This is a genomic window from Azoarcus sp. KH32C (assembly GCF_000349945.1).
Taxonomy (GTDB): domain Bacteria; phylum Pseudomonadota; class Gammaproteobacteria; order Burkholderiales; family Rhodocyclaceae; genus Aromatoleum.
This window is the reverse complement of record NC_020516.1, coordinates 1,288,542-1,310,241: the sequence shown is the minus strand read 5'-3', so window position 1 is coordinate 1,310,241 and position 21,700 is coordinate 1,288,542. Positions and strand designations below refer to the sequence as shown.

Here is a 21,700-nt window from a genome sequence, read left to right as displayed (position 1 = left end):
CGACGAGAGCCAGGACAGAGAGCCGACGGAGAAATCCCAATCAGGAATCCAGCCATGGAATCCGGAATTCCGCACAGCGCCGCAGAGATCGACGCGAACGCGCTGCACCAGCTCATCGAGGATGCGCAGCGTTACCGCGACTACGCGGAGATGTCCTCGGACTGGTATTGGGAGCAGGACGCCGCGTTTCGCTTCACCTATTTCTCGCGAGAATTCGAGGAAATCACCGGCGTGCCCAAGGCTGTCGGCCTCGGCAAGACGCGCTGGGAGGCCCTGAGCCGTGAACGGCTCGGCAACGTCGATTGGGAAGCGCACAAGCGCCTTCTCGCCGAGCACAGGCCCTTCCGCAATTTCGAATACCCGGGCAAGGGCCCTGACGGCCGGCTGCTATGGTTCCGCGTCAGCGGCAAACCGCGTTTCGACGAGCAGGGCCGCTTCGCCGGCTATTTCGGCATCGCCTCCGACATCACCTCGAAGAAGACGATCGAATCCCACCTCCAGCAGGCGGAGCGACTCGCCGCCATCGGCCAGCTCGCCGCAGGCATGGCGCACGAAATCAACAATCCCGTCGGCTTCGTCCGATCCAACCTGAAGACTTTCGAGAACTACCTCGAACAGCTGCTGGCAGTCGCCGACGCGTGTGCAGCCCTGCCCGAACTGACCACGCCGCTCCAGCGCGCATTACATGCGGCCGATATCGACTTCCTGCGTACCGATGCGCCGGCGCTGCTTGCCGATTGCCGCCGCGGCCTCGACCGCGTCGGCAAGATTCTTGCCGATCTGCGCGAATTCGGCCGTGAGGGACAAACGGACCGGGCCGCCGTCGACATCCACGAGTGTCTGGCCAGCGCACTTCGCTTGGCCACGATTGATCTCGCCGCCGGCGTCGCCATCGCGCAGGAATACGCAGCACTGCCGGCCGTGCGCTGCCGCCCCGGTCAGATCAACCAGGTTGCACTCGCCCTGCTGGCCAACGCCATCCAGGCGCTTCCTCAGGGCGGGGGAAAGATCACGCTGCGGACCGGGCAAGATGGCCCCGGGCGCGTCTGGTTCGAGGTCGCCGACGACGGTTGCGGCATTGCGCCGGAGCACCTGCCGCGCCTCTTCGAACCCTTCTTCACGACCCGCCCCGTAGGCCAGGGAACGGGCCTGGGACTGACGACCGCCTTCGACATCATCACCGAGCACGGCGGACGAATCGACGTCGAAAGCACGCCGGGCGCCGGCAGCCGCTTCCGCGTAACCCTGCCGGTGATCAGCCCCGCATCATAGGTGCTCGCCCATGATGCGGCGATAGAACTCGTGGAAGTGCTGCATCCCGTCCTCGTACGGCGACTGGTAAGGGCCGACCTCGTTGCGGCCTTCCTTCAGCAGCGCCAGCCGTCCGCGGTCCATCCGCTCACCGATCTCGTCGTCCTCGATCGCGGTTTCCATGTACGCGGCCTGTTCGGCCTCGACGAACTCGCGTTCGAACTCGACGATGTCTTCCGGGTAGTAGAACTCGACGACGTTGGTCGTCTTGTTCACGTCGGTCGGAATCAGCGTGCTCACGACGAGCACGTGTGGATACCACTCGACCATGACATTGGGGTAGTAGGTGAGCCAGATCGCACCGTGGGCGGGCTTCTTCTCGCCGTAGTAATCGAGCACCGCCTGGTGCCACTTGCCATAGGTCGCTGATCCGGGCTTCGCGAGCGAGGTGATGCCTACGCGTTGCACCGAGTACCACTCTCCGAACTGCCAGGTCAGGTCATCGCAGGTGACGAAATTCCCCAGCCCCGGATGGAAGGGCACGACGTGGTAATCCTCGAGGTACACCTCGATGAAGGTCTTCCAGTTGTAATTGCACTGGTGGATTTCGACACGGTCGAGCTTGAAGCCCGAAAAGTCGAGTTCCGACGCGACATTCATGCCAGCGAGATCCGTCCCCGCCTTGCGCGGGCCTCCGAAGAGCAGTCCGTTCCAGTTCTCCAGCGGATCGCGCTTGAGATTCAGGCAGGGGTTTTGCGGAAAATGCGGCGCGCCGAGCAATTGCCCCTGCTGGTCGTAGGTCCAGCGGTGGATCGGGCAGACGATGTGTTCGGTTTTGCCCGCGCCTTCGAGCATGATGGCCTGACGATGGCGGCAGATGTTGGACAGGCGATGGACGCCTTCATCGGTGCGAAACAGGAGTTTGGAATGATCCAGCCACTCGAGCGAGCGATAACTGCCGACCTCCGGGACCATCAGTTCGTGACCGACATACCCTGGACCGGCGTCGAAAAGCAGGCGCTTCTCAAGCTCGAAGACACGCTCGTCGAAGTACGTCGACACCGGCAACTGAGACACCGCCGGGGACAGTTTGGCCTTGGATTCAAGGTCGGACACCCCGAACCTCCCATGAAAAGATCAAGAAATTCGGAAAAAAATCAGCAGGCGATTCTATGCGAGAAGTAGTTTGACCGCCAGTAGCGCGATCGGTTACTTTCCTCCCTTTTACCTGTCCTGTTTCGAGCCATGGCACAGACGGCCAACACGCCGGCATCCTTCGAATCGGCCATCGCCGAACTTGAATCCATCGTACAGGCGATGGAGACCGGCAGCATCACGCTAGAGCAGGCGCTCGAGCATTATCAGCGCGGCACCAACCTGTTGAAGTACTGTCAGGAAACCCTGCAGGCCGCCGAACAACGCGTTCAGCAACTCGAAGGCGACACGCTGGTCCCACAGAACGCGCCGGAAGACAGGAGGAAGCCCGAGTGAGCGAAAAGAATTTCGCAGCCTGGATGGAAGAAATCCAGCAACGCACGGAAACGGCACTCGCCGACGTGCTGCCGGCCGACAACATCGCCCCGCAGCGGCTTCATGCGGCAATGCGCTATGCGGTCCTCGGCGGCGGCAAGCGCGTGCGCCCGCTACTCGTGCACGCCGCGGGCCGGCTCGCCGGCGCCGACCCTGCGCGGCTCGACCGCATCGCCTGCGCCGTCGAACTGATCCACGCCTATTCCCTCGTCCACGACGACCTGCCCTGCATGGACGACGACGTCCTGCGCCGCGGCAAGCCGACCGTGCACGTCGAATACGACGAAGCCACGGCGCTGCTCGTCGGCGATGCCTTGCAAGCCCTCGCCTTCCAGGTTCTCGCAGACACGCCTCTCGCGGCAACGCCCGCGGTGCAACTCGAAATGATCGCTTTGCTCGGCCGCGCCTCCGGCTCGCGGGGCATGGCGGGCGGCCAGGCGATCGACCTCGGCGCCGTAGGCAAGCAGCTCACGCGCGAAGAGCTCGAATTCATGCACATCCACAAGACCGGCGCGCTGATCCGCGCCTCGGTCCTGCTCGGCGCCCAATGCGGCGACGCGCTGCCGGCCGAGCAGTTGGCGCCACTCGACCACTATGGCAAGGTCGTCGGCCTCCTCTTTCAGGTCGTGGACGACATCCTCGACGCCCAGGCCGACACGGCCACGCTCGGCAAGACCGCCGGCAAGGACGCCGACCAGAACAAACCGACCTATGTGACACTGCTCGGCATGTCCGAAGCCCGCACGCTCTCCGAGTCCCTGCTCGCCAACGCCCAGGAAGCCTTGTCCTCCTTCGGCCCGGGCGCGGTAAGGCTCGCGGAGCTCGCCAACTTCATCGTCCATCGCCGCTTCTGAAATCGGACCCGCCGCACGACACCATGCCCGCGTATCCCCTGCTGCAACGTATCGACTCGCCCGCCGACCTGCGCCGCCTCGACCGCCGCGAACTCCATGCCCTGGCGACCGAGCTCCGCGAGTTCCTGATCGAATCGGTCTCGAAGACCGGCGGCCACCTGTCGTCGAACCTCGGCACGGTCGAGCTGACGATCGCCCTGCACTACATCTTCAATACGCCCGAGGACCGCATCGTCTGGGACGTCGGCCACCAGACCTACGGCCACAAGATCCTCACCGGGCGCCGCGACGCGATGAGCGGGCTGCGCCATTTCGGCGGCATCTCCGGCTTTCCGCGCCGCTGCGAAAGCGAGTACGACACCTTCGGCACCGCGCACTCGTCGACCTCGATCTCGGCCGCGCTCGGCATGGCCGTCGCGGCCCGCGACAGAGGTGAAGACCGGCGCTCGATCGCCGTCATCGGCGACGGTGCGATGTCGGCCGGCATGGCCTTCGAGGCGCTCAACAACGCCGGGGACATGCGCGACACCAACCTGCTGGTGATCCTCAACGACAACGAGATGTCAATCTCGCCGCCAGTGGGAGCACTGACCAAGATCCTCGCGCGCATGATGTCCGGCAGCACCTTCAACGCCGCGCGCCGCGCCGGCGAAAAGGTGCTGGGTGTCGCTCCGCCGATGCTCGACTTCGCCCGCAAGGTCGAGGAGCACGTCAAGGGCCTGATCACGCCGGGTACGCTCTTCGAGGAGTTCGGCTTCCATTACTACGGCCCCATCGACGGCCATGACCTCGACGCGCTGATCCCGACGCTGCAAAACCTCAGCAGGCTCAAGGGCCCGCATTTCCTGCATGTCATCACGCGCAAGGGCCAGGGCTACAAGCTCGCCGAAGCCGATCCGATCCTCTACCACGGCGTCTCCAAGTTCGACCACACCGCCGGCATCCAGACCGGCAAGGGCGGCGGCAAGCTGACCTACACACAGGTCTTCGGCGACTGGCTGTGCGACATGGCCGCGCGCGACGACAAGCTCGTCGGCATCACGCCGGCGATGCGCGAAGGCTCCGGCATGGTGCGCTTCGCCCAGGAATTTCCCGACCGCTACCACGACGTCGGCATCGCCGAGCAGCACGCCGTCACTTTCGCCGCGGGCCTCGCCTGCGAAGGCTTCCGGCCGGTCGTAGCGATCTACTCGACCTTCCTGCAACGCGCCTACGACCAGCTGATCCATGACGTCGCGCTGCAGAACCTGCCGGTGCTCTTCGCGATCGACCGTGCCGGCCTGGTCGGCGCGGACGGCGCAACCCACCATGGCGCGTTCGACCTCTCCTTCCTGCTCTGCGTGCCGAACCTCGTCGTGATGGCGCCGTCCGACGAAAACGAATGCCGCCAGATGCTCTACACGGCATATCGCCACAACGGCCCGACCGCGGTCCGCTACCCGCGCGGCGGCGGTCTCGGTGTAACACCGGAAACGGCGATGAGCGAACTGCCGATCGGCAAGGGAGAAATCCGGCGTCGAGGCAAGAAAACCGCGCTGCTCGTTTTCGGCAGCCTGCTCGGCAACGCGCTGCAGGCTGCGGAGCAACTCGACGCGACGGTCGCAAACATGCGCTTCGTCAAACCGCTCGACGCCGAACTGATTGAAGAACTCGCGATGTCGCACGACCTCCTCGTCACGATCGAGGAAAACGCCGTGATCGGCGGCGCCGGATCGGAGGTGGCGCGTCTCGTCGAAAGCCTCCCGCAGCGGCCTCGCGTGCTACGCCTCGGCCTGCCGGACCACTTCGTCGACCATGGTGACCAGACCCAGTTGCACGAACAGGTCGGCCTGCACACCGCAGGCATCGTCGCCGCAATTGAACGCACCTATACCTACAATAGTTGAGCAAGATTGTCGGGAATGATACGCTGAGCAGGCTGCAACAAACCAGAGAACAGACAAGATGATCCCCCACGAGACCCAAGCCATCCCCGATGTCCAGAACTCCCGGGACAGCCGCCAGCTCGCCATCAACAAGGTCGGCATCAAGGACATTCGCCACCCGATCCGTGTCAGCGACAAGAGCGGCGGCGTGCAGCACACGATCGCGACGTTCAGTATGTACGTCGGGCTTCCCCACAATTTCAAGGGGACCCACATGTCGCGCTTCATCGAGATCCTCAACGGCAACGAGCGCGAAATCTCGGTCGAGTCGATCGAGCCGATGCTGCGCGAGATGGTCAAGCGTCTCGAGGCCGAGACCGGACTCATCGAGATGAGCTTTCCGTACTTCATCAACAAGACGGCGCCGATCTCGGGCGTGCAGAGCCTGATGGACTACGAGGTGACCTTCACCGCCGAACTGCGCGAAGGCAACGAGTACGTCTTCAACATGAAGGTCGTGGTGCCGGTGACGAGCCTGTGCCCCTGCTCGAAGAAGATCTCGGCCTACGGCGCGCACAACCAGCGCTCGCACGTCACCGTCACGGCGCAGACCAACAATTTTCTGTGGATCGAGGAGCTCGTGCAGTTGGTCGAAAGCCAGGCCTCCTGCGAGCTCTATGGCCTGCTCAAGCGCACCGACGAGAAGTTCGTCACCGAGCGCGCCTACGAGAACCCCAAGTTCGTCGAGGACATGGTGCGCGACGTCGCGGGCCTGCTCAACGCCGAAGCGCGCATCGATCGGTATGTCGTGGAATCGGAAAACTTCGAATCGATCCACAACCACTCGGCCTACGCGCTCATCGAACGCGACAAGCGCATCGAAGGCTAAGCCGCCTCGCGTAAGCAAGCGCCAACAAAAACGGGAGCAATTGTTATATGGAGTGCCTGACAAGTCATAATTGACCCCAAAAATGCCGCTTCGGGCTACCGAGGCGGCATTTTTTTGGTTTGACATTTAGATAGTATGGAGTAATGTAAATACTATTATGACTCCAGTCAACAATCTCTCCGGCCAACAAAAGGCTGACCAAAACCTCACCGCCTTCCTCTCATGGGTCGCCAGCAAGACCGACAGCGACTATCGGGAGCTAGTCTTGCGCGGCCAGCTCAATCGAAAAGAGATTGCCTGCGAGTGCGGCTTCGCCAAGAGCGTGTTGTTGCAGAACCCCCGCGTCAGGGATTCGCTGAAAAAACTCGAAGCCGGCCTGCGCGAGCGAGGCGTCCTGCCGCCGCAGGTGATAGGCGAGGGCGAGACAACGGTGGCCGCCGCAGCCGAATCCACCAACCCTCGCGCCGCCGTCGACAAGGCGCGCTTGAAGCGCCTTGAAGCGGAGAACGCCGCACTCAAGGCGGAGTTGATGGAGCTGCGCAGCCAGCTTGACCACTACCGCGTGATGGACGAAGTGTTGTCGCGTGCAGGGAGATTGCCCCGGTGAGCGCGCCCAGTCGCACGCTGCGCGTGGGCACGATCCGTAGCCAGAACCCGCTGGGACGGGGTGGCGCGATCTTCACGGGCGTGGAGATTGACGACAACGGAAATCGCATCGATGCCAAGGCACATGTGGTCGTCAAGGCGCCTCACTTTCTGCTTCAGGGAAGCGTCGAGGCCGGCCAGTTGTGGCGGATTACCGGCGTCGCAGAAAACAACGCCATTGTCGTGAACGGCTACCGGCTGATCGAGTCAACCATCGTGCCCGAAACGATGGAACTGCTGCGGCCATCAGGCGAGCACCTCGTGACGCTGCTGGCCGAATGCGATGCCTTTAAGGGGATTGGCTTCGTCAAAGCCCGTCGTCTGTGGGATCGCTTTGGCGAGGACCTCTATGCCCTCCTGGATGCGGGGGCCGTGAATCGACTCGCGGAGGTCCTGCCCGCAGAAATGGCCGCGCAACTCGCAGATGCCTGGCGGCGTTGGGGCGACACCTTCACCCTGCAATGGCTGCAAAACCGGGGCTTCACGGTGGCCTTGGGGCGCAAGGTGCTGGAATACTTTGGCAGCCGAGCAGCAGAAAAGATCGAGGAAGACCCTTACCGCCTGATCAGTTTCGCTGCCGACTGGAAAACCACTGACACACTCGCCCGCCACACCTTCGGGCTCGCCGAGGACGATCCGCGCCGCCTCGCCGGAGCCGTCGAGGAGGCCCTATACGGGGCCTTTGACGCGGGCCATACCTGCATATCCCAAACGCAGTTTGGGGAGCGGCTGGGGCGCTTACTAGGCGCTGGCTGCGACTCCGTATTGATCGCTCGGGCGCTCCAGCATGGGGATGCCGCCGGTGCCTTCTTGCACCGCAGTGGCCAGCTGCATGCCCTCGGTCCTTTTGTCATGGAGTACGGGACGGCCCAGGCGATTGCGGAACGCGCGGCCCGCCCCGAGGCGTTGCTGAGCCGGGGTGAGCTTGCGCGAGTTCTTGACGACTATCAGCGTGAAAGCGGCCTCACGCTGGAATCCAGTCAGCTCGATGCGCTGAAGGTTGCCAACGCCAACCCGGTCACCGTCATCACCGGCGGCGCAGGCACCGGCAAGACGACGGTGCTCAAGGGCTGGTTCGCCGTCTGCCGTGCGGCGGGCTGGCCGATCTTCGCCATGGCGCTGTCCGGACGGGCGGCACGCCGCATCAGGGAAGCCACCGGACAAGAGGCCAGCACCATTGCCGGGTTCCTCAAGCGCTTCGATCCCAAAGAAGCGCCCGAGCGCGCGGTGGTGGTCATTGATGAAGCGTCGATGGTCGACCTGCCCTCGGCCTACCGCGTCATCCGGCATCTGCCGGACACCTACCGCTTCGTCCTGGTGGGCGATCCCAACCAACTCGCGCCCGTGGGGCCGGGTCTGCTGCTGCACGAACTGGCGCACCAGGTGGGCATCCCTCGCGTCGAACTCCAACAGGTCAAACGCTATTCCGGCGCGATTGCCGAGGCCGCCAATGCGATCCGCAGCGGGCATTGGACCGCGTTGCCCGACGACCCCCGCGAGCCCATTGCCTTCCTGCCCTGTCGCGACGAGGACATCAACGAGGTGGTGCTCGACCTGCTGGCCGATCATCCGCACGACAGCCAAGTCCTTGCCGCCGTGCGCAATGCGGCTGCCGGCGGCGTCAAGGTTCTCAACCACTTGAGCCAGAAGCGACTCAACGCCGTGGGCGTTGAACTGCTGTTGTGGAACGAGGAATTCGACCAGTGCCAGGGCACGGGCCTGCGCGTCGGCGATCCCGTGATCTGCCTCGCCAACGATTGGGATAAGAACTTGCAGAACGGCTCGCTCGGCACCCTCCTTTCGGTGGAGGCGCCCATCCCAAATCCCGCGCCGGGGCAGGTACTGGGCCGCATCCGGTGGGACGACGGCGAGGAGCGCGAGCTGACGCCCGATTTGTTGCCCAACCTGGAGCTGGCCTACGCCATCACCATCCACAAGGCACAGGGCAGCCAGTTCCCGCGCATCATCGTGCCGGTGCGCCACTCCCGCCTGCTGGACCGCACGTTGCTCTATACGGCGATCACCCGCGCCCAGAGGCAGGTGATCCTGGTGGGCGACGTGGGGGCGGCCAAGGCCGCCGTCGAGGCGCCGCCGCACGCCGCGTTGCGTCAGGTGGCCCTGGGATCGATGCTTGTCGAGATTCTGGAGGCCATGTGACCCATACCGTCGTCTACTACAAGGTCGTGCGCGACAACACCGGCATCCATGAGGAGATCCCGGTCATCCTCACCGAGTTCGGTCCGCTGCAACCGCTGGTCCACTACATCCTCAAGCACCAGCACACGCTCTCGAAGAGCAACATCAACAAGCTGGTGCAGGCGGTAGGCCTCCTGATCGACTACATGGAGGCGAACCATCAGGCCTTCGATGATCCGAACGACCTGTTCAACACCTTCGTCCAGCGGCTCTACAGCGGCACGGTGGGCGTCGACGGCAGCGACCCCAGCGGCCTGTACTGGGATGCCCGCACCCCGTTGGTCGTGCGCATGCTGGTGAATCAGCTCTCCAAGTTCAGCGACTGGATGGCGCAGGAGTACGGCACCAAGCAACTCAACCCGTGGCGGCAAGCCACGCGCGCCGAGGAGCAACTGGCGTGGGCGGCCTGGCAGCACCAGCGCAATCGCGCCTTCCTCTCCCACACCCTGAGCGTCGATGTCGCCCGGCTCAAGGTGAGCCAGGCCAGAACTGTCCTGCTCAAGCAAAACCCCGTCATCGATCACGAGCCGGTCAAATACTTCCCGGCGGATCGGATGGTCGATCTGCTGTTCAGAGGCTTCGTCGTGCCCGGCAAGCAGAAGAGTCCCCGCATCGAGGAACGGCTGAACCTGCGCGACATCCTGATCACGATGCTGCTGCACTACGGCGGGCTGCGCGTGAGCGAGCCGTTCCACCTCTACGTCCATGACGTGATCCATGATGACACCAGCCCCGGCAGCGCCTTGGTCAAGGTCTATCACCCCAGCCTCGGACAGGCGCCGAGCGATCTGCGTGATGCCAAGGGCAAGTCGGTGACCTGCGACCGCGCCACCTACCTGCGGGACAAGTACGGCCTGCTGCCGCGCACCGACTACAAGAGTTCGCACACCCTGCACGCCGGCTGGAAGGGCAATGCGCTCGACAGCAAGCAGCACTTCATGCACGTGCATTGGGCGCCGCGCTGGGCAGGGGAACTGTTCTGGAAGCTATGGGTGTTCTACATGGCGCAGCGCGAACGGCTCAATCCCGACCACCCGTTTGCCTTCGTGACGCGGGCGGGCAAGCCCTACAGCATCGATGCCTTCGAGGACGCCCATGCCAAGGCCGTCCAGCGGATCGGGCTTGTGCCGGCCAAGGCGCTTGGCACCACGCCGCACGGCCACCGGCATGCCTACGGCCAACGGCTGTCCGATCTGGGGCTCGATCCGATCTTCCTGAAGAAGGCGCTGCACCACAAGTCGCTGGAATCGCAGGCCGTCTATACCGAACCGGATCGGGTGAAGCTCAACCGCGCCATCGATGCCGCTCTGTCCCGCTCGGAGAAGGCCGAGGACGGCACGGCCCTGCCGCCGCCCGACTTCCTCGCCTACGGCTTCAAGGACGTCGATCCGCTGGGTCTGCTCTCTGGCCCGAGCCCAAGATTGTTGAGGAGAAAATGATGGCAGGAAGAAAAGGACAAAAGAGCGCCATCGAAAAATTCGACCCCGAGTTCCGCTTCCTGCTCGATCTCGATCCCTCACTGGAAGGTTGGCGGGCGTGGGCGGCGGAGTATTGGGCGGGGTTGCCCAAGACGCACTCCACCGTGCAATCCGCCCTGGTCGCCTTTCTCGTTACCTACCTGCACGGTCACGGGCTGCAGACCTTGCCGCCCGAGGCGTTCTTTGCACTGGATGGCGCACTGCCTGCGCCCGATGCGGCGCTGGGATTGGATTTGACCAACGAAAGGAGCGCCACGAATAAGCACGACGTTGTGAGCGACTTCCTCGACTGGGTTCTTCTCGAAAAGCTCGCCCAACCCGACGCCGACGGCCACCGCGTGGTGCCGCCCCACTTCGCCAACCCCTTCCCGCGAAGGCGGGTCAAGAAGCCCGGCAAGATGTCCGACCTGAGCTTCGCCCATGTGCTCTCGCTCGACCCGAAGCTGGAGGACTGGCGCAGCCTCTGCGCCGAGTGGCTGAAGGATCAGAAAGCCGCCGTCGATGTGCGCCGCGAGGCCCTCGACAAGTTCCTCACCCACTACATCCACGGCCAGAAGCTGGAGCGCAACTACGGACGCTTCCTGTTACGCGAGACGGAGAAGCCGGACTTCGCGCAGGTGCTTGTCGGTGCCAAACGCGAGGGCACGCAGGTACTTCAAAAAGGTGATGTGGAGTACAACAACACCGTCGCCAACTTCCTTGACTGGGTGCTGGCGACCAAGCTCGGCGATCCCGACACGGGCGAATGGGATCGCTCTCGTTTCCATAACCCCATCCAGCGGCTGAGGAAATCGGGTCTTGCCACGAACACCCAATCCGACAAGGGCTCGCTCTCCATCCGCTACATCCGCGAACTGCGCGGGATGCTGGCCGAGGGGCGCAACTTCCGCGACTGGCGCTGGGCGCAGCAGGCGATGGAGGAAGGGAAGAACGGCGGCGACTGGTTCGTGGTCGATCCCCAGACCATAGACCCCAAGGATCCCGATTGCGTAGCCCGGCAGCGTGCCGCAACCAAGTATGAACGGGACACCAAGGGCTATCCGGCCGAGGTGTGGGAGCTATGGTCGCCCGTGCGCGCCGTGGCCCTGTACCTCAAGCTGGAACTACCGCTGCGCACCTTTCAAGTCCGCATGCTGGATTCGGGTGAAGCCGACACCTGGCGCTACGTCCATGCGCCGGGCGGTGGAGGCTTTGTGCTCAATCACGGCCCGCTCGCCACCGGCAGCGAGAAGAAGCCCGGCCAGCGCGGCGTGTTCCATCGCAGTGCGAACGAGCAGGAGGCAGGCTTCTACATCAACACCAACAAGACCGCCGACATCAACAAGGCCGAGAACGACAAGGGCTATGTCATTCCATGGGCCAACGATGAGGTGCTGTACTGGCTGGAGAAGCTGCGCAACTGGCAGGCGCGCTACAACCCGATTGCTGCACCGACGCCATGGACGGAACTGGATTTCAAGCATTTCGGCGCAACGCCGCCCCATCCCGAGGTGCTGGCGCAGCGCGGTTCGGCCTGTTTCCTGTTCCGCGACCCCGCCGATGGCGAGGGCCATAAGCCGCTGAGCAACAGTTCTTTACAACGTATTTGGTACAAGTTGCTGGCGCGGCTAGAAGAGCGCTGCACAGAGACCTTGGATGATGGCACGCCGTTGCGCTTCGTCGATCCCGACTCAAACACTGGAACCTCCTTCCCCCTGCACGCCCTGCGGGTGTCGCTGATCTCCTACTTCATCCTCGACTTGAAGCTGCCGATTGCGGTGGTGTCCAAGATGATCGCCGGTCACGCGACTATCATCATGACCTTGTACTACACCAAGTTCGGCAAGGCCTACATGCGCGAAGTGCTGAGCGAAGCGGAGAAGAACGAACTGGAAGCCGAACGGGCCAATCACCGCCGTTTCCTTCAGGATGCGACCTTCGAGCAGGTGACCCGACGCTTTGCCTATGTGTCCGAGGATGCGGTGCGGGCGACGATCAAGAGCACCTCCGCTGCCGCCTTCGTTTTCGACGACAAGGGCATCTGCCCCAATGGCGCGACGCTGTGCGATGTGGGCGGGGAAAAGCTCATTGACCGTAAAGCAGAACAGTTCTACGCCCCCGTGTCCGGCTTCCCGCAGGAGCGCAATTGCGTGTATTGCCGCTTCTTCCTGACCGGCCCCGCCTTCCTGCCGGGCCTGATTGCGCACTTCAACACCATCAGCGAAAAGACCCACCGCCAGAGCGACCGCTACAGCGCCTTGCAGGACAAGCTGAGCTTCCTTGAGGATCAGCAGCGGGAGGCTGAACGGGAGAACCAGCCTTTCCTGCGGGAGCGCGAACTGGATCAGCTCAACAAGTACGCCGAGGCCGAAGCGCTGATCCTCAACAAGTACATGAACGATTTGCAGGTGACGAATCACCTGATCCAGCGCTCCATCCAGATCGCCGAGGACAAGACGACGGACGGCGTGAAGCTCGTCGCCAAGGGCTGCATGGCCGACCTCGAGGTGGGCTTCATCGAATCCCAGTCGGTGCTGCACCAGCTGGAAGTCGTCTGTGAGAACGCGGTGATTTACCCCGACATCGATGCCGGCTTCGCCACCCTCCGGCGGGCGCAGATGCTCGACGCCATGCTCCGCTACAACGGCATGGATCCGGTGCTCATGTACCTCGACCAGGAGGAGCAGTTGCTGGTGGGCAATGCCGTGATGCAGCTGATCCAGGCGCGGACCGGCTCGATCAAGGGCGCGCTGCCCTATGCCGAATGCCGCCTCAGGCTCAATGACATTGGCCTGCTCAAGGATCAAGTGCTGAGCGAGATCGCCCACGTCAAGGCCCAGGTGCTGATCGACCAAGCCAAGACCCGGCGGACGCTCGCCCCGCCCAAGGAGGATTCCCATGACGATGCATCCTGATGACCTGCTCGACCAGCTCAAAAAAACCGCCACGCCCCGCAAGCAGACGACCCTCGATCTGATCCACGAGGTCTGCCGGGAGCAGTACGAGCGCGGTAGCCGGGACTTCTCCGTGGCGACCATCGCCCGTATTGCGGCAGACCGAGGCGGCCCAAGCAAGGGCGCGATCCACAACAAGACCGGCGATGACTACAAAGGGCTGATCAAGGCGTGGGCCGAGCATACGGGGGGCGTGACTCGCAAGGTGCGCCAAGTGAGCGAGAACCCCTATACGGAGTTGATCGAGAAGATTGAAAACCCGGCGCTGCGCTCGATGATGGCGGGCATCCTCGCTGAAAACCGGCGGATGCGCCGGGAGATCACGCTGCTCAAGGCCGAAGGCAACCGGGTGATCGACATGCGACCACAATCCGACCAGCCTCCACCGCAGCTGCTACCGGCCTCGACCGACCTGTTTCCCTCGGAGATCGAGGCCCTGCGCCATGCGGTGAGCGACCGGGTATTCAACGATCAAGGCTGGACGACCGACGCCGAGGGGCGCGTGCTCAATGAGTATGGTCGGCCGATCTTCAAGCCAGGCTATGTGACGGCGATCCGCAAGATCATCGGTGACGGTACGAAGCGGATCGAGACTGGCAAAGGCAAGTTTGACGTGACGGAAGTTGATTAGCGGAGGCGGGGTCAAGGGCGGCACGCAAGCCGCATGCGGAGCGCAGCCGCAGGCGAGCACCGAACGGGTGAGCACCGAACGGGTGAGCAGCCGGCGCAGCGCACCCTTGACGCTGACGAAGCGACGATGCTCTGTGGTGGGGGTGGGGTTGGGTCTTTAACCCCACCCCCTGCCACGCGGCGAGCGCGGGGTTTGGGGCAGAGCCCCAAGGTTCTGCGCACAACTTAAGGGCATCCGGAATGCATTGTTGAAATGCGGTTCTTCGGGCCCATCAACTGCCCTTCAAAAAGCCGGTTCTTCCTGCCCGTCCTTGACCGGCTGCGTTCGGCCACAACCGGCCACTGGTGATTCGCTCAGAATTTCCCCAGCCTGGCGCCACCTGAATGACCGGTTTACGGCGGCCAACCTGAACCCCGTCGTGGCTCAACCCGGCCACGAACCGCCGGTCGCAACGCGTCCATATAGCTGCCGTCCGGCAGAAGCGGTATGCTCTCCGCCTAAGTGGCCGCCATGGTTGGAGCCGGAGCACGATGCCGACGATTGCTGCTTTTTCTGTCGGTCTATTTCTCGTTGGCCCCATAGGAGAATGCCAGTGTTCGAGAGCGGAATCGAAAGAACGATCATCATCACAGCCGTTGTTCTTTGGTTCGCGCATGGCTGGTATCTGAATGAACGCCTCAAAAATGTGCACGACAAACTAGATCGTGTCCTTGAAGCATTCGATGGTCTGCGCGATTACCTTTACGAAATCGACCCACAATTTGATGATGAGCGCCAGCTGCTAGAAGACCTACACGAGTCGCTTGATAGCGGCTCCGTGAGTTTTGCCGGGATGAACCACATGGAACTTATCAAGAAAAAAGAGCAAGAAGGCAAAAGAACGCTCAACACACCATTGGTCCGTTAAAAACAATGGCCCAACAAATCATTCCAACGGACCGTCGAAAGCTGCGCTTTTTGCCGTCCGCTGAATTCAGACGTTATGTGGCAGAAGGGGATGCGTCGTCGCGATGCTCGAACTCATAAGTAACAATGCGCTTCTCTCGACGTTGGCGGGAGCTCTAATCCTCGCAGGCGCTGGTCGCGCGTGGAAGTGGTGGCACGACCGCAGGGACTCTCAGGCAATCTATGATTTTCTTCTAACCTCCAAAGTGGGAACGTCGTTTAGGTTTCGAAGCACGGAGGCCATTTCGTCGCATACCAGGATCTCGGAGAAACGGGTAGCTGAACTGTGTAGCAGGCATTCGAAAATTCGCAGGAACGAGAAGGAAAAGCAGTCTTGGACTCTGGCCCCGTAGGAGTCAAGCTGTTTCTCACATATGAGCAATGACGCTATACGCGAACTCTGGCTGCAGCATCGCGCTGCCCAAGACAAGTACACGTACTTTCTTCTAGCCGTTACCGCGTCCGCGATTGCCTTTGCGGTGCAGAAGACCGGCGATGCTGTGTTCGCTCGGACACTGGCACCTTTAGGGCTCGCGGTCCTGGCGTGGGGAGGGAGTTTTTACTGTGGATGCAAGAATCTCATTTGGGTGCAAACGGCCTTGATGGCGAACTACAACCTTCTCCAACTGAGGGCGGGCGTGCATCCACAGCAACCCGATCACCCGGACCTCTCGGCCGCAGCACAGAGGGGAACAGGCAATGCGTTGAATAGCAATGTGGACCGAGCGCAGTCGTACGCACTATCCCAATTCCGTCTCGCGATTGTGGGGGCCATCCTGTTCCTGCTCTGGCACGTCATTGAGATATATAACCGCACGCCTGCCACATAACAGCACGCCGCACTGGACGCGCACGCGAGCACTTCGGTGTCATCATCCGCCGCGCCGCGCGCCGGTGAGCGTGGACGTTGAGCGTCCACTTGCCCGTACTGCGTTAGGCAGCTCAGGGTCGGGCTGCGACCGACAACTCCCCGGATTCAGCGCCAAAAAGCCGCCGTTGATGCGCTAGGTTTTAGCAGCAGACTGTTTTCGGCATCTGCTGAATTTCAAGGCTGGGAAAAGCCAAAGGACACGCCATGACAAACGCTGAGCTGAACGAACATTTGGAATTTGTGGACGGGATACAGAAGGCCCAGATGTTGGTTTTGCGTCTACTGCTTCGCGAACAGCCTGCTTTGAAGACTAAGCTGGGACAGTACGCCGAGCAGTTGGATTTGAATCCTCCCGCTGATGGCCTTACCCAAATCCAGCTTCAGGCCATGAAAGATCATCTCCTGAGCCTATCGCAATGACGCCCTACCCATCATTCCAGCCGACTGTCTTCTTCAGCCGCTGAATTCAAATTTGAATGTCCGCACTTCCAAACCCTGACTGTCTCTTCTGGGTTGAAACGACTCACCAGCCAGCGGCGGCTTTCGGGAAGCGAACCTTCAACGTCGGCTTTCCGGCGCTGAATCCGGGGAGTTGTCGGTCGCAACCCGACCCGAAGGCGACCTTCAACCCACCAAATTTCGAGCCAGAAAGCAGACATTCGATCCAACAGCCTCTGCCGCGCAAGCTACTCATCTATTGTTACGGCTTGTATGCCCTAATCTCTTCCAGGGACGGGTTACGTTTTTCCACGTATGCCTTGAGCCCTGGCCAATTCTTCTCAGTGATCGGCGGCTGCTCAGGAATGATGGTTGCTCGCAGAAAATCCACTTCAGGATCCTTAGTCAATCGCATGACGTCGTCCGGGGTACCGCTGGAAATCGCCCTCTTGTCACCGCGAAGCACGTACTCAAGGAAGATGCGGCTACCACTTCGAAAACCGGCTTCGGCCGAGTTGGTGAGCGCGACGACTTGGTAGTCGAAGCCGGCTTTTCGTCTCTCGGCGTGCAAGGTCATTGGCCAGCGGGGCCCACCAAGCAGCACCGCCGCATACATCAGCTTCGCCCGACGATCACCAGACCCTTCGGCCTTCATCGCATAATAGAAGGCAAGGTGCACACTCTCCCAAGGGCGAGTCTTTCTTTGGCATGCGATATCGTGTATCACGGACGCTTTTCGATAGGGCCCCTCGTAAGGACCACCCATGAAAGACCATGCCCATTTCGGAATGGAAGCGCCGTCAATCGTCGAACCGTGCGGAGCATCCCACGTCACGTTCAGCGGGTCTATGTATTTAAAATCACTAAGCAGTGTCATCGTGCGGTGATCTGCATTCCAAACGACCTTGACGTCGCCTACGAATTTCCCGTATTCAGGCCGAGCAGCATCTGCTGGTACCCAAGCCACTGAGAGAAGCAATACTGCCAATTGGATGAGCCTCATCATTCCTATCTCCCTTCGAAGGGCACTGACCGGCAAGTGCTACTGAACTTGCCGACGACTTCTTCTGTTTTACCATGACGGATCGATTTTGCTCGCGTTCTTTTGGGTAATGAGCCGAGTCTGTTTGAGCTAGATCAAGCTGACGTAGCCAAATGTTGCCCCGGCTCCAGTTGCCGGCGGAACCAAACCATGCACAGCACATCGATGACCAGCTGGTTTTTTTTATCTGTGCGAACAGGTTTTGTTCAACATGTGGCAGCTAAATTGGGTTGCACCCCATCGTTTTCGGGGGTTCGACTCCTACCGAAGAAATCGGCGAAGATTTGGCGCTGTGGAAGCAGACGTTCGCGAACTTCCGCTTGTGGCCGGAGTCGTGAGGTCACGAACGGCCGCTTCGTGGCTGCGAAACTAGCGAAAGCCCGGTGTGCCTGAACGTCGGCTCTAGGGAAGTCCAGATGGCCGCTTGGGGTCGGAAGCTGAGATTCACCGCTCACTTGGCACAGTTTTCACTTTCTGTGGCATCCGACATGTGGGCGAAGGCGCGGGGTGTTGTGGTTAGCGGCTTTAGTTTGTGTACCCATACCCAATCTCGTACAGATCCTTGAGCCGCTCGACGTACGGCGCGAACAGGACTTGGTCCGCCTGCTCGACCGGGAGATTAGATCGCATAGAGGTCCTTTCGATTTTCCTTGAGCCAACTGAAGAATCTGGGGCCTTCGCTCGGCAAGGATCGGTCGTGACCAATCAGGTTCGAGATCGCACGCAGGATGTACTGGATCGCCTCCGCTTCCAGTTCCAAGTGAATAACCTCATCGTCTTTCATACCGAGCCAATGCTTTGCCCAGTTTTTCGCGCGATTCAAATGCAACTGAGACACCTTGCTTTCTGGAAGGTCCGTTTGCGCGGTGATGCGACTCTTGAGCAAAGCGAAAGCAGATTGATCGCCAAGAGTCTGGCCGATGATCTCCTCGGCAGCACCCGCAAGGGTGATGGCAGGTATGAAGGCTTGGTGATCAAGAAATAAGCGAATAGACCAGTCCAGTTGGTCAACAGCCGCCTCGATCTTTGATACGGTGTATTCCATGCGATCTAAACGTCCTTTGTAGGTTAGGTTCCGGCGTTACCTCCGAAACGTTCCCTTCTCGCACCAAAATTTCGTTGCGACGCCCGGTTGCGCTTGGAATAGTTCCTGAGCTTGGTCGCAGTTCTCTTTGTTGTATGCCTCGCCATCTGCTGCATCGAAGGTGGCGACGTGAATTCGCATGTTTTGGTTGGTGACGCTGTTGCGATAGAGGACGAAAGTTTCCGTATCTGTCGCACCAGTACCATTGCAGGCTGAAAGAGCAAACGCGGAGATCGACAGCAGATAGAAAGGAAGCCGATTCGTAGCCATAGTTCATGGCTCCTGCGCTGTGAAGGGGCACTGATCCTTGCCCATGATGTTGTTCGACGAGTACCACAGCACCGATGTACGAATGCTCCGGCCCGTGAAGTAGCGGCAAACAAGTGTGGCTTGCTTGGACCCCCCAAGGTCACCGTGTTCCTCGACGACGTAGACCTCTCCAGGATTGACTTTGGTTTCCCAAACCAATACACGCGTCCCGGAAACAAGCAATGTAAGGCATACCAACCCGGCGATGCTGATCACAGCAACTGCGACGTTCTTCATTTTCATCCGAGGAACCAAGACAGAATAGCTTGGGCAGTATAAGTCAGCTGCATACACTGAGCCTAACGGCTGCACTCTTCTACCACCTTGCCGTCTGTGTCTGCGCCGCCTCGCTTGCCGCGCAGCGTCTCGTGCGGCGATGGCAAAATCCGTTGCGCCAAGAGCGGCGGCAGCTTCGCACAAGGTGTTGCCGGTCAGGCCCAGGTCGTAAGCGAGGTGGCCTTTGCGATCAAAGTCGCGCGAATTGAAGGAGATGACCTGGTGGCGCGAGAGGAGGCGGTCGAACACGGCGATTGGTTCGGTAAGGCCGCCCTCGAACTTGTCCCATCCTGTCGGAGTAAGTTGCATTATTCGTCCAGTCGATGGCGGCTGCGGCCACAAAGACCGCTCCCGGCTGGCCGACATCCGCCCTGGCGACGTCGATGCGTACCGTTGCCACTTCCCAAGGGATTTCGGTGTCGGGAGGAATCAACCGTATGCCGTGCTCGACCGCGAAATCATGGGCGCTTGCACCGGTGCAAGTGAGGGATGTCAAGGCGAGCGCTGCAAGAAATGTCCGTCGCGTTGAACGTCGCTTGACCAAGCGGGTGACCGGCAGGATTGGATCGATTGCTGTCTTCGGTGTGGTCTGCAACATGGGCCATTTCAACGATCGAGCCGGCACTGTCCGGCTGAGCCTTTTCACACCAGATCGGTATGCCCAAATTAAATCGCCCAGCCGAAGCTGGGCGAAGTATTACAGTTAACAAAAACGGAACCCTTGCGGCCACTCACTCACGCGCTGATATGATTGGTTTTACTCCACATAGCAACAGCTCCCGTTTTGCATTTGGAGGAAAGGGCTCGCGCGCAGCCCTCTCCGACGACATCAGTCGCGTGCCGGCACCAGAATTTCGGCTTGGCCTTCGAGCACCACCTTGCTGCCGACTGTGCACACGGTATTGAACAGCGCGCGCCGTTTTTCCGGGATGAGTTCCACGACCGTCACGCGCGCGACAACCGTATCGCCGGCCTTGACCGGGGCCTTGAACTTCAGCGTCTGCGCCAGGTAGATGCAGCCAGGTCCGGGCAGTTTCGTACCGAAAACGGTCGAAATGTAGCTTGCCGACAGCATGCCATGCGCGATACGGCCGCCGAACATCGACGCCCCGGCGAGCTCGCCGTCCAGATGGACCGGGTTGGTGTCGCCGGAAACGCCAGCAAACATCAGGATGTCGGCATCGGTCACGGTGCGGCCCACCGCGGCACTCATGCCCACGCTCAGGTCCTCGAAACGATAACCATAGAATTCCGAAAAATCGCGCGTCTGTTCGCTCATCTCATTCACAATCCGAAAGGGGAAAATCGACAACAAATAGATTCGCCCTGCATGTTGCAGAGCAACAGACGAAGCATAGCGCAAATGGGTTACGGAAACGTGGACGTTCTTAACCCCGGCGCGCCGGCCGTCCCTCAGCGCCTGGCAGCCTCACGAGGTGCCGTGCTCCGCGCCATGCGCCTCGTAGGTCGATGGCGTCACGCCGGCATGCGCCAAGAATTCGCGCAGTTGCTTGATATCCTGCCGGCCGCATTCGCTGCCATGATGCGGATGGTGGAGGAAACCTTCCATCCGGTTGAGCACGACACGGAACCGCGCCCCATGGGCCGGCTCGATCGTCGCGCCGAGGTGCGTGAGCAGCGATTCGACCTCTCGCCAATGTATGTTGGCGCTGGGCGGATCCTGGAAAATCGTACGCAGTAGGTTGATGTGTTTGTGGCTCATCTCGGCCTCCGCTCCGGTCTGCCGGCCTCACCATCGTGTGGCTCGCCCGGCGCACACTTTCTTTCACTAGCAGTGTAGTCCCTTGCGCGCCGCCTGAGTGCGGCTTCTGCCTCACTGCGAACTCGGCACGACTTGCACTTCCCCGTTTGCACGGCCGCCTGTCGGTGCTATACAGAAAACCGGAGCCGGAAAACGGAGGAGTAGCTCATGGCTGAAAAGACCTATTCGCACAAGTACCGACGCCGCGCGGCAGGAACGCGCGCAGAGACCACGGGCTTGCTCGGCTGGCCGCCGCGCGAGTTGACCGCGATATGGTTTGGCGTGCCATGGATGAACTTCTACTTCAGGTTCTGGAATCGCTGGATTGAGCAATTGAACCGGGGCTCAGGAACCGCCCACCGCGACCGTGAAATGAACGACGACCGACGCCATGACGCCGTCCCATGGATGCCTCAGTTCGAAGCGACCGTGATTCCCATGCGCCGCAGCACGGATACACCGGGAAGCGAAGCGGCACGACTGTCCATGCGCGTCAGCATGCCTTCGTTACCTTGGGCGCCAGGCACCGGCAATGTCATCTCCATCGACACCCTGCTCCCACGTCCGACCACCGACGACGTCTTGGAGAAGCCGGACGACAGCCCAGCCCGGCAGCCCTTACGCGGCAAGCCTTAACGCAGAAAACAAAAAGCCACTCTTTCGAGTGGCTTTTTGCGGGAATAAGTGGTCGGGGAAAGAGG

20 protein-coding genes are annotated in these 21,700 nt (G+C 61.2%); 13 read left to right on the top strand and 7 right to left on the bottom strand.

Annotation, left to right across the window (positions count from 1 at the left end; genetic code table 11):
• The first annotated feature begins 54 nt into the window (after positions 1-54).
• The gene (locus AZKH_RS05870) at positions 55-1,272 is read left to right on the top strand and encodes a nitrogen regulation protein NR(II) (protein ID WP_015434827.1); all 1,218 of its coding nucleotides are present in this window, start codon (positions 55-57) and stop codon (positions 1,270-1,272) included.
• On the opposite strand, the gene AZKH_RS05865 is transcribed toward AZKH_RS05870, so the two are convergent.
• Entirely contained in the window at positions 1,267-2,367 is a 1,101-nt protein-coding gene (locus AZKH_RS05865; RefSeq protein WP_015434826.1) for an aromatic ring-hydroxylating dioxygenase subunit alpha, read from the bottom strand. The genes AZKH_RS05870 and AZKH_RS05865 overlap by 6 nt on opposite strands.
• A gap of 129 nt (positions 2,368-2,496) precedes the next feature.
• Between AZKH_RS05865 and AZKH_RS05860 the strand changes: the two genes are divergently transcribed.
• The 11 genes from AZKH_RS05860 (at position 2,497) to AZKH_RS05805 (ending at position 16,508) form a co-directional block, all read left to right on the top strand.
• Entirely contained in the window at positions 2,497-2,742 is a 246-nt protein-coding gene (locus tag AZKH_RS05860; RefSeq protein ID WP_015434825.1) for an exodeoxyribonuclease VII small subunit, read from the top strand.
• Entirely contained in the window at positions 2,739-3,635 is an 897-nt protein-coding gene (locus AZKH_RS05855) for a polyprenyl synthetase family protein (RefSeq protein WP_015434824.1), read from the top strand. The genes AZKH_RS05860 and AZKH_RS05855 overlap by 4 nt, the downstream gene beginning before the upstream one ends.
• A gap of 23 nt (positions 3,636-3,658) precedes the next feature.
• Entirely contained in the window at positions 3,659-5,521 is a 1,863-nt protein-coding gene (dxs, locus tag AZKH_RS05850) for a 1-deoxy-D-xylulose-5-phosphate synthase (RefSeq protein ID WP_015434823.1), read from the top strand.
• Positions 5,522-5,579: 58 nt separating this feature from the next.
• A complete protein-coding gene (gene folE2 / locus AZKH_RS05845; RefSeq protein ID WP_015434822.1) occupies positions 5,580-6,389 on the top strand; it encodes a GTP cyclohydrolase FolE2 in 810 nt (269 codons plus the stop codon).
• Positions 6,390-6,546: 157 nt separating this feature from the next.
• On the top strand, positions 6,547-6,996 hold the full coding sequence (locus AZKH_RS05840; RefSeq protein WP_015434821.1) for a VPA1267 family protein: 450 nt from the start codon (positions 6,547-6,549) through the stop codon (positions 6,994-6,996).
• On the top strand, positions 6,993-9,191 hold the full coding sequence (locus tag AZKH_RS05835) for an AAA family ATPase (RefSeq protein ID WP_015434820.1): 2,199 nt from the start codon (positions 6,993-6,995) through the stop codon (positions 9,189-9,191). The genes AZKH_RS05840 and AZKH_RS05835 overlap by 4 nt, the downstream gene beginning before the upstream one ends.
• Positions 9,188-10,669: a gamma-mobile-trio recombinase GmtY gene (gene gmtY, locus AZKH_RS05830; protein WP_015434819.1), complete on the top strand. Its 1,482-nt coding sequence runs from the start codon at positions 9,188-9,190 to the stop codon at positions 10,667-10,669. Before AZKH_RS05835 ends, gmtY begins: the two co-directional genes overlap by 4 nt.
• Entirely contained in the window at positions 10,666-13,602 is a 2,937-nt protein-coding gene (locus AZKH_RS05825) for an integrase family protein (protein ID WP_015434818.1), read from the top strand. The genes gmtY and AZKH_RS05825 overlap by 4 nt, the downstream gene beginning before the upstream one ends.
• Positions 13,586-14,272, top strand: coding sequence for a gamma-mobile-trio protein GmtX (gmtX, locus tag AZKH_RS05820; RefSeq protein ID WP_015434817.1), 687 nt, complete (start codon positions 13,586-13,588; stop codon positions 14,270-14,272). The genes AZKH_RS05825 and gmtX overlap by 17 nt, the downstream gene beginning before the upstream one ends.
• Before the next feature lie 592 nt (positions 14,273-14,864).
• Entirely contained in the window at positions 14,865-15,179 is a 315-nt protein-coding gene (locus AZKH_RS05815; RefSeq protein ID WP_156822044.1) for a hypothetical protein, read from the top strand.
• A gap of 1,113 nt (positions 15,180-16,292) precedes the next feature.
• On the top strand, positions 16,293-16,508 hold the full coding sequence (locus AZKH_RS05805; RefSeq protein WP_015434814.1) for a hypothetical protein: 216 nt from the start codon (positions 16,293-16,295) through the stop codon (positions 16,506-16,508).
• 280 nt (positions 16,509-16,788) lie between these two features.
• Here AZKH_RS05805 and AZKH_RS26195 read toward each other — a convergent pair whose 3' ends face one another.
• From AZKH_RS26195 to AZKH_RS05775, 6 genes are all read right to left on the bottom strand, one after another.
• Positions 16,789-17,532 carry a DUF1353 domain-containing protein gene (locus AZKH_RS26195; RefSeq protein WP_015434813.1) on the bottom strand — a complete coding sequence of 248 codons (744 nt, stop codon included), beginning with the start codon at positions 17,530-17,532 and terminating at the stop codon, positions 16,789-16,791.
• Positions 17,533-18,187: 655 nt separating this feature from the next.
• Positions 18,188-18,613, bottom strand: a complete 426-nt coding sequence (locus AZKH_RS05795) for a hypothetical protein (RefSeq protein ID WP_015434812.1) — start codon at positions 18,611-18,613, stop codon at positions 18,188-18,190.
• 36 nt (positions 18,614-18,649) lie between these two features.
• On the bottom strand, positions 18,650-18,922 hold the full coding sequence (locus tag AZKH_RS05790) for a hypothetical protein (protein WP_015434811.1): 273 nt from the start codon (positions 18,920-18,922) through the stop codon (positions 18,650-18,652).
• Positions 18,923-18,925: 3 nt separating this feature from the next.
• Entirely contained in the window at positions 18,926-19,546 is a 621-nt protein-coding gene (locus AZKH_RS05785; protein WP_015434810.1) for a hypothetical protein, read from the bottom strand.
• A gap of 520 nt (positions 19,547-20,066) precedes the next feature.
• Complete coding sequence (locus tag AZKH_RS05780; protein WP_015434809.1) at positions 20,067-20,516, bottom strand: MaoC family dehydratase; 450 nt, start codon at positions 20,514-20,516, stop codon at positions 20,067-20,069.
• A 150-nt stretch (positions 20,517-20,666) separates the two neighbouring features.
• Positions 20,667-20,960 carry a type II toxin-antitoxin system HicA family toxin gene (locus AZKH_RS05775; RefSeq protein WP_015434808.1) on the bottom strand — a complete coding sequence of 98 codons (294 nt, stop codon included), beginning with the start codon at positions 20,958-20,960 and terminating at the stop codon, positions 20,667-20,669.
• Positions 20,961-21,167: 207 nt separating this feature from the next.
• On the opposite strand from AZKH_RS05775, the gene AZKH_RS05770 reads away from it, so the two are divergent.
• Entirely contained in the window at positions 21,168-21,635 is a 468-nt protein-coding gene (locus AZKH_RS05770) for a hypothetical protein (protein ID WP_015434807.1), read from the top strand.
• Positions 21,636-21,700 lie beyond the last annotated feature (65 nt).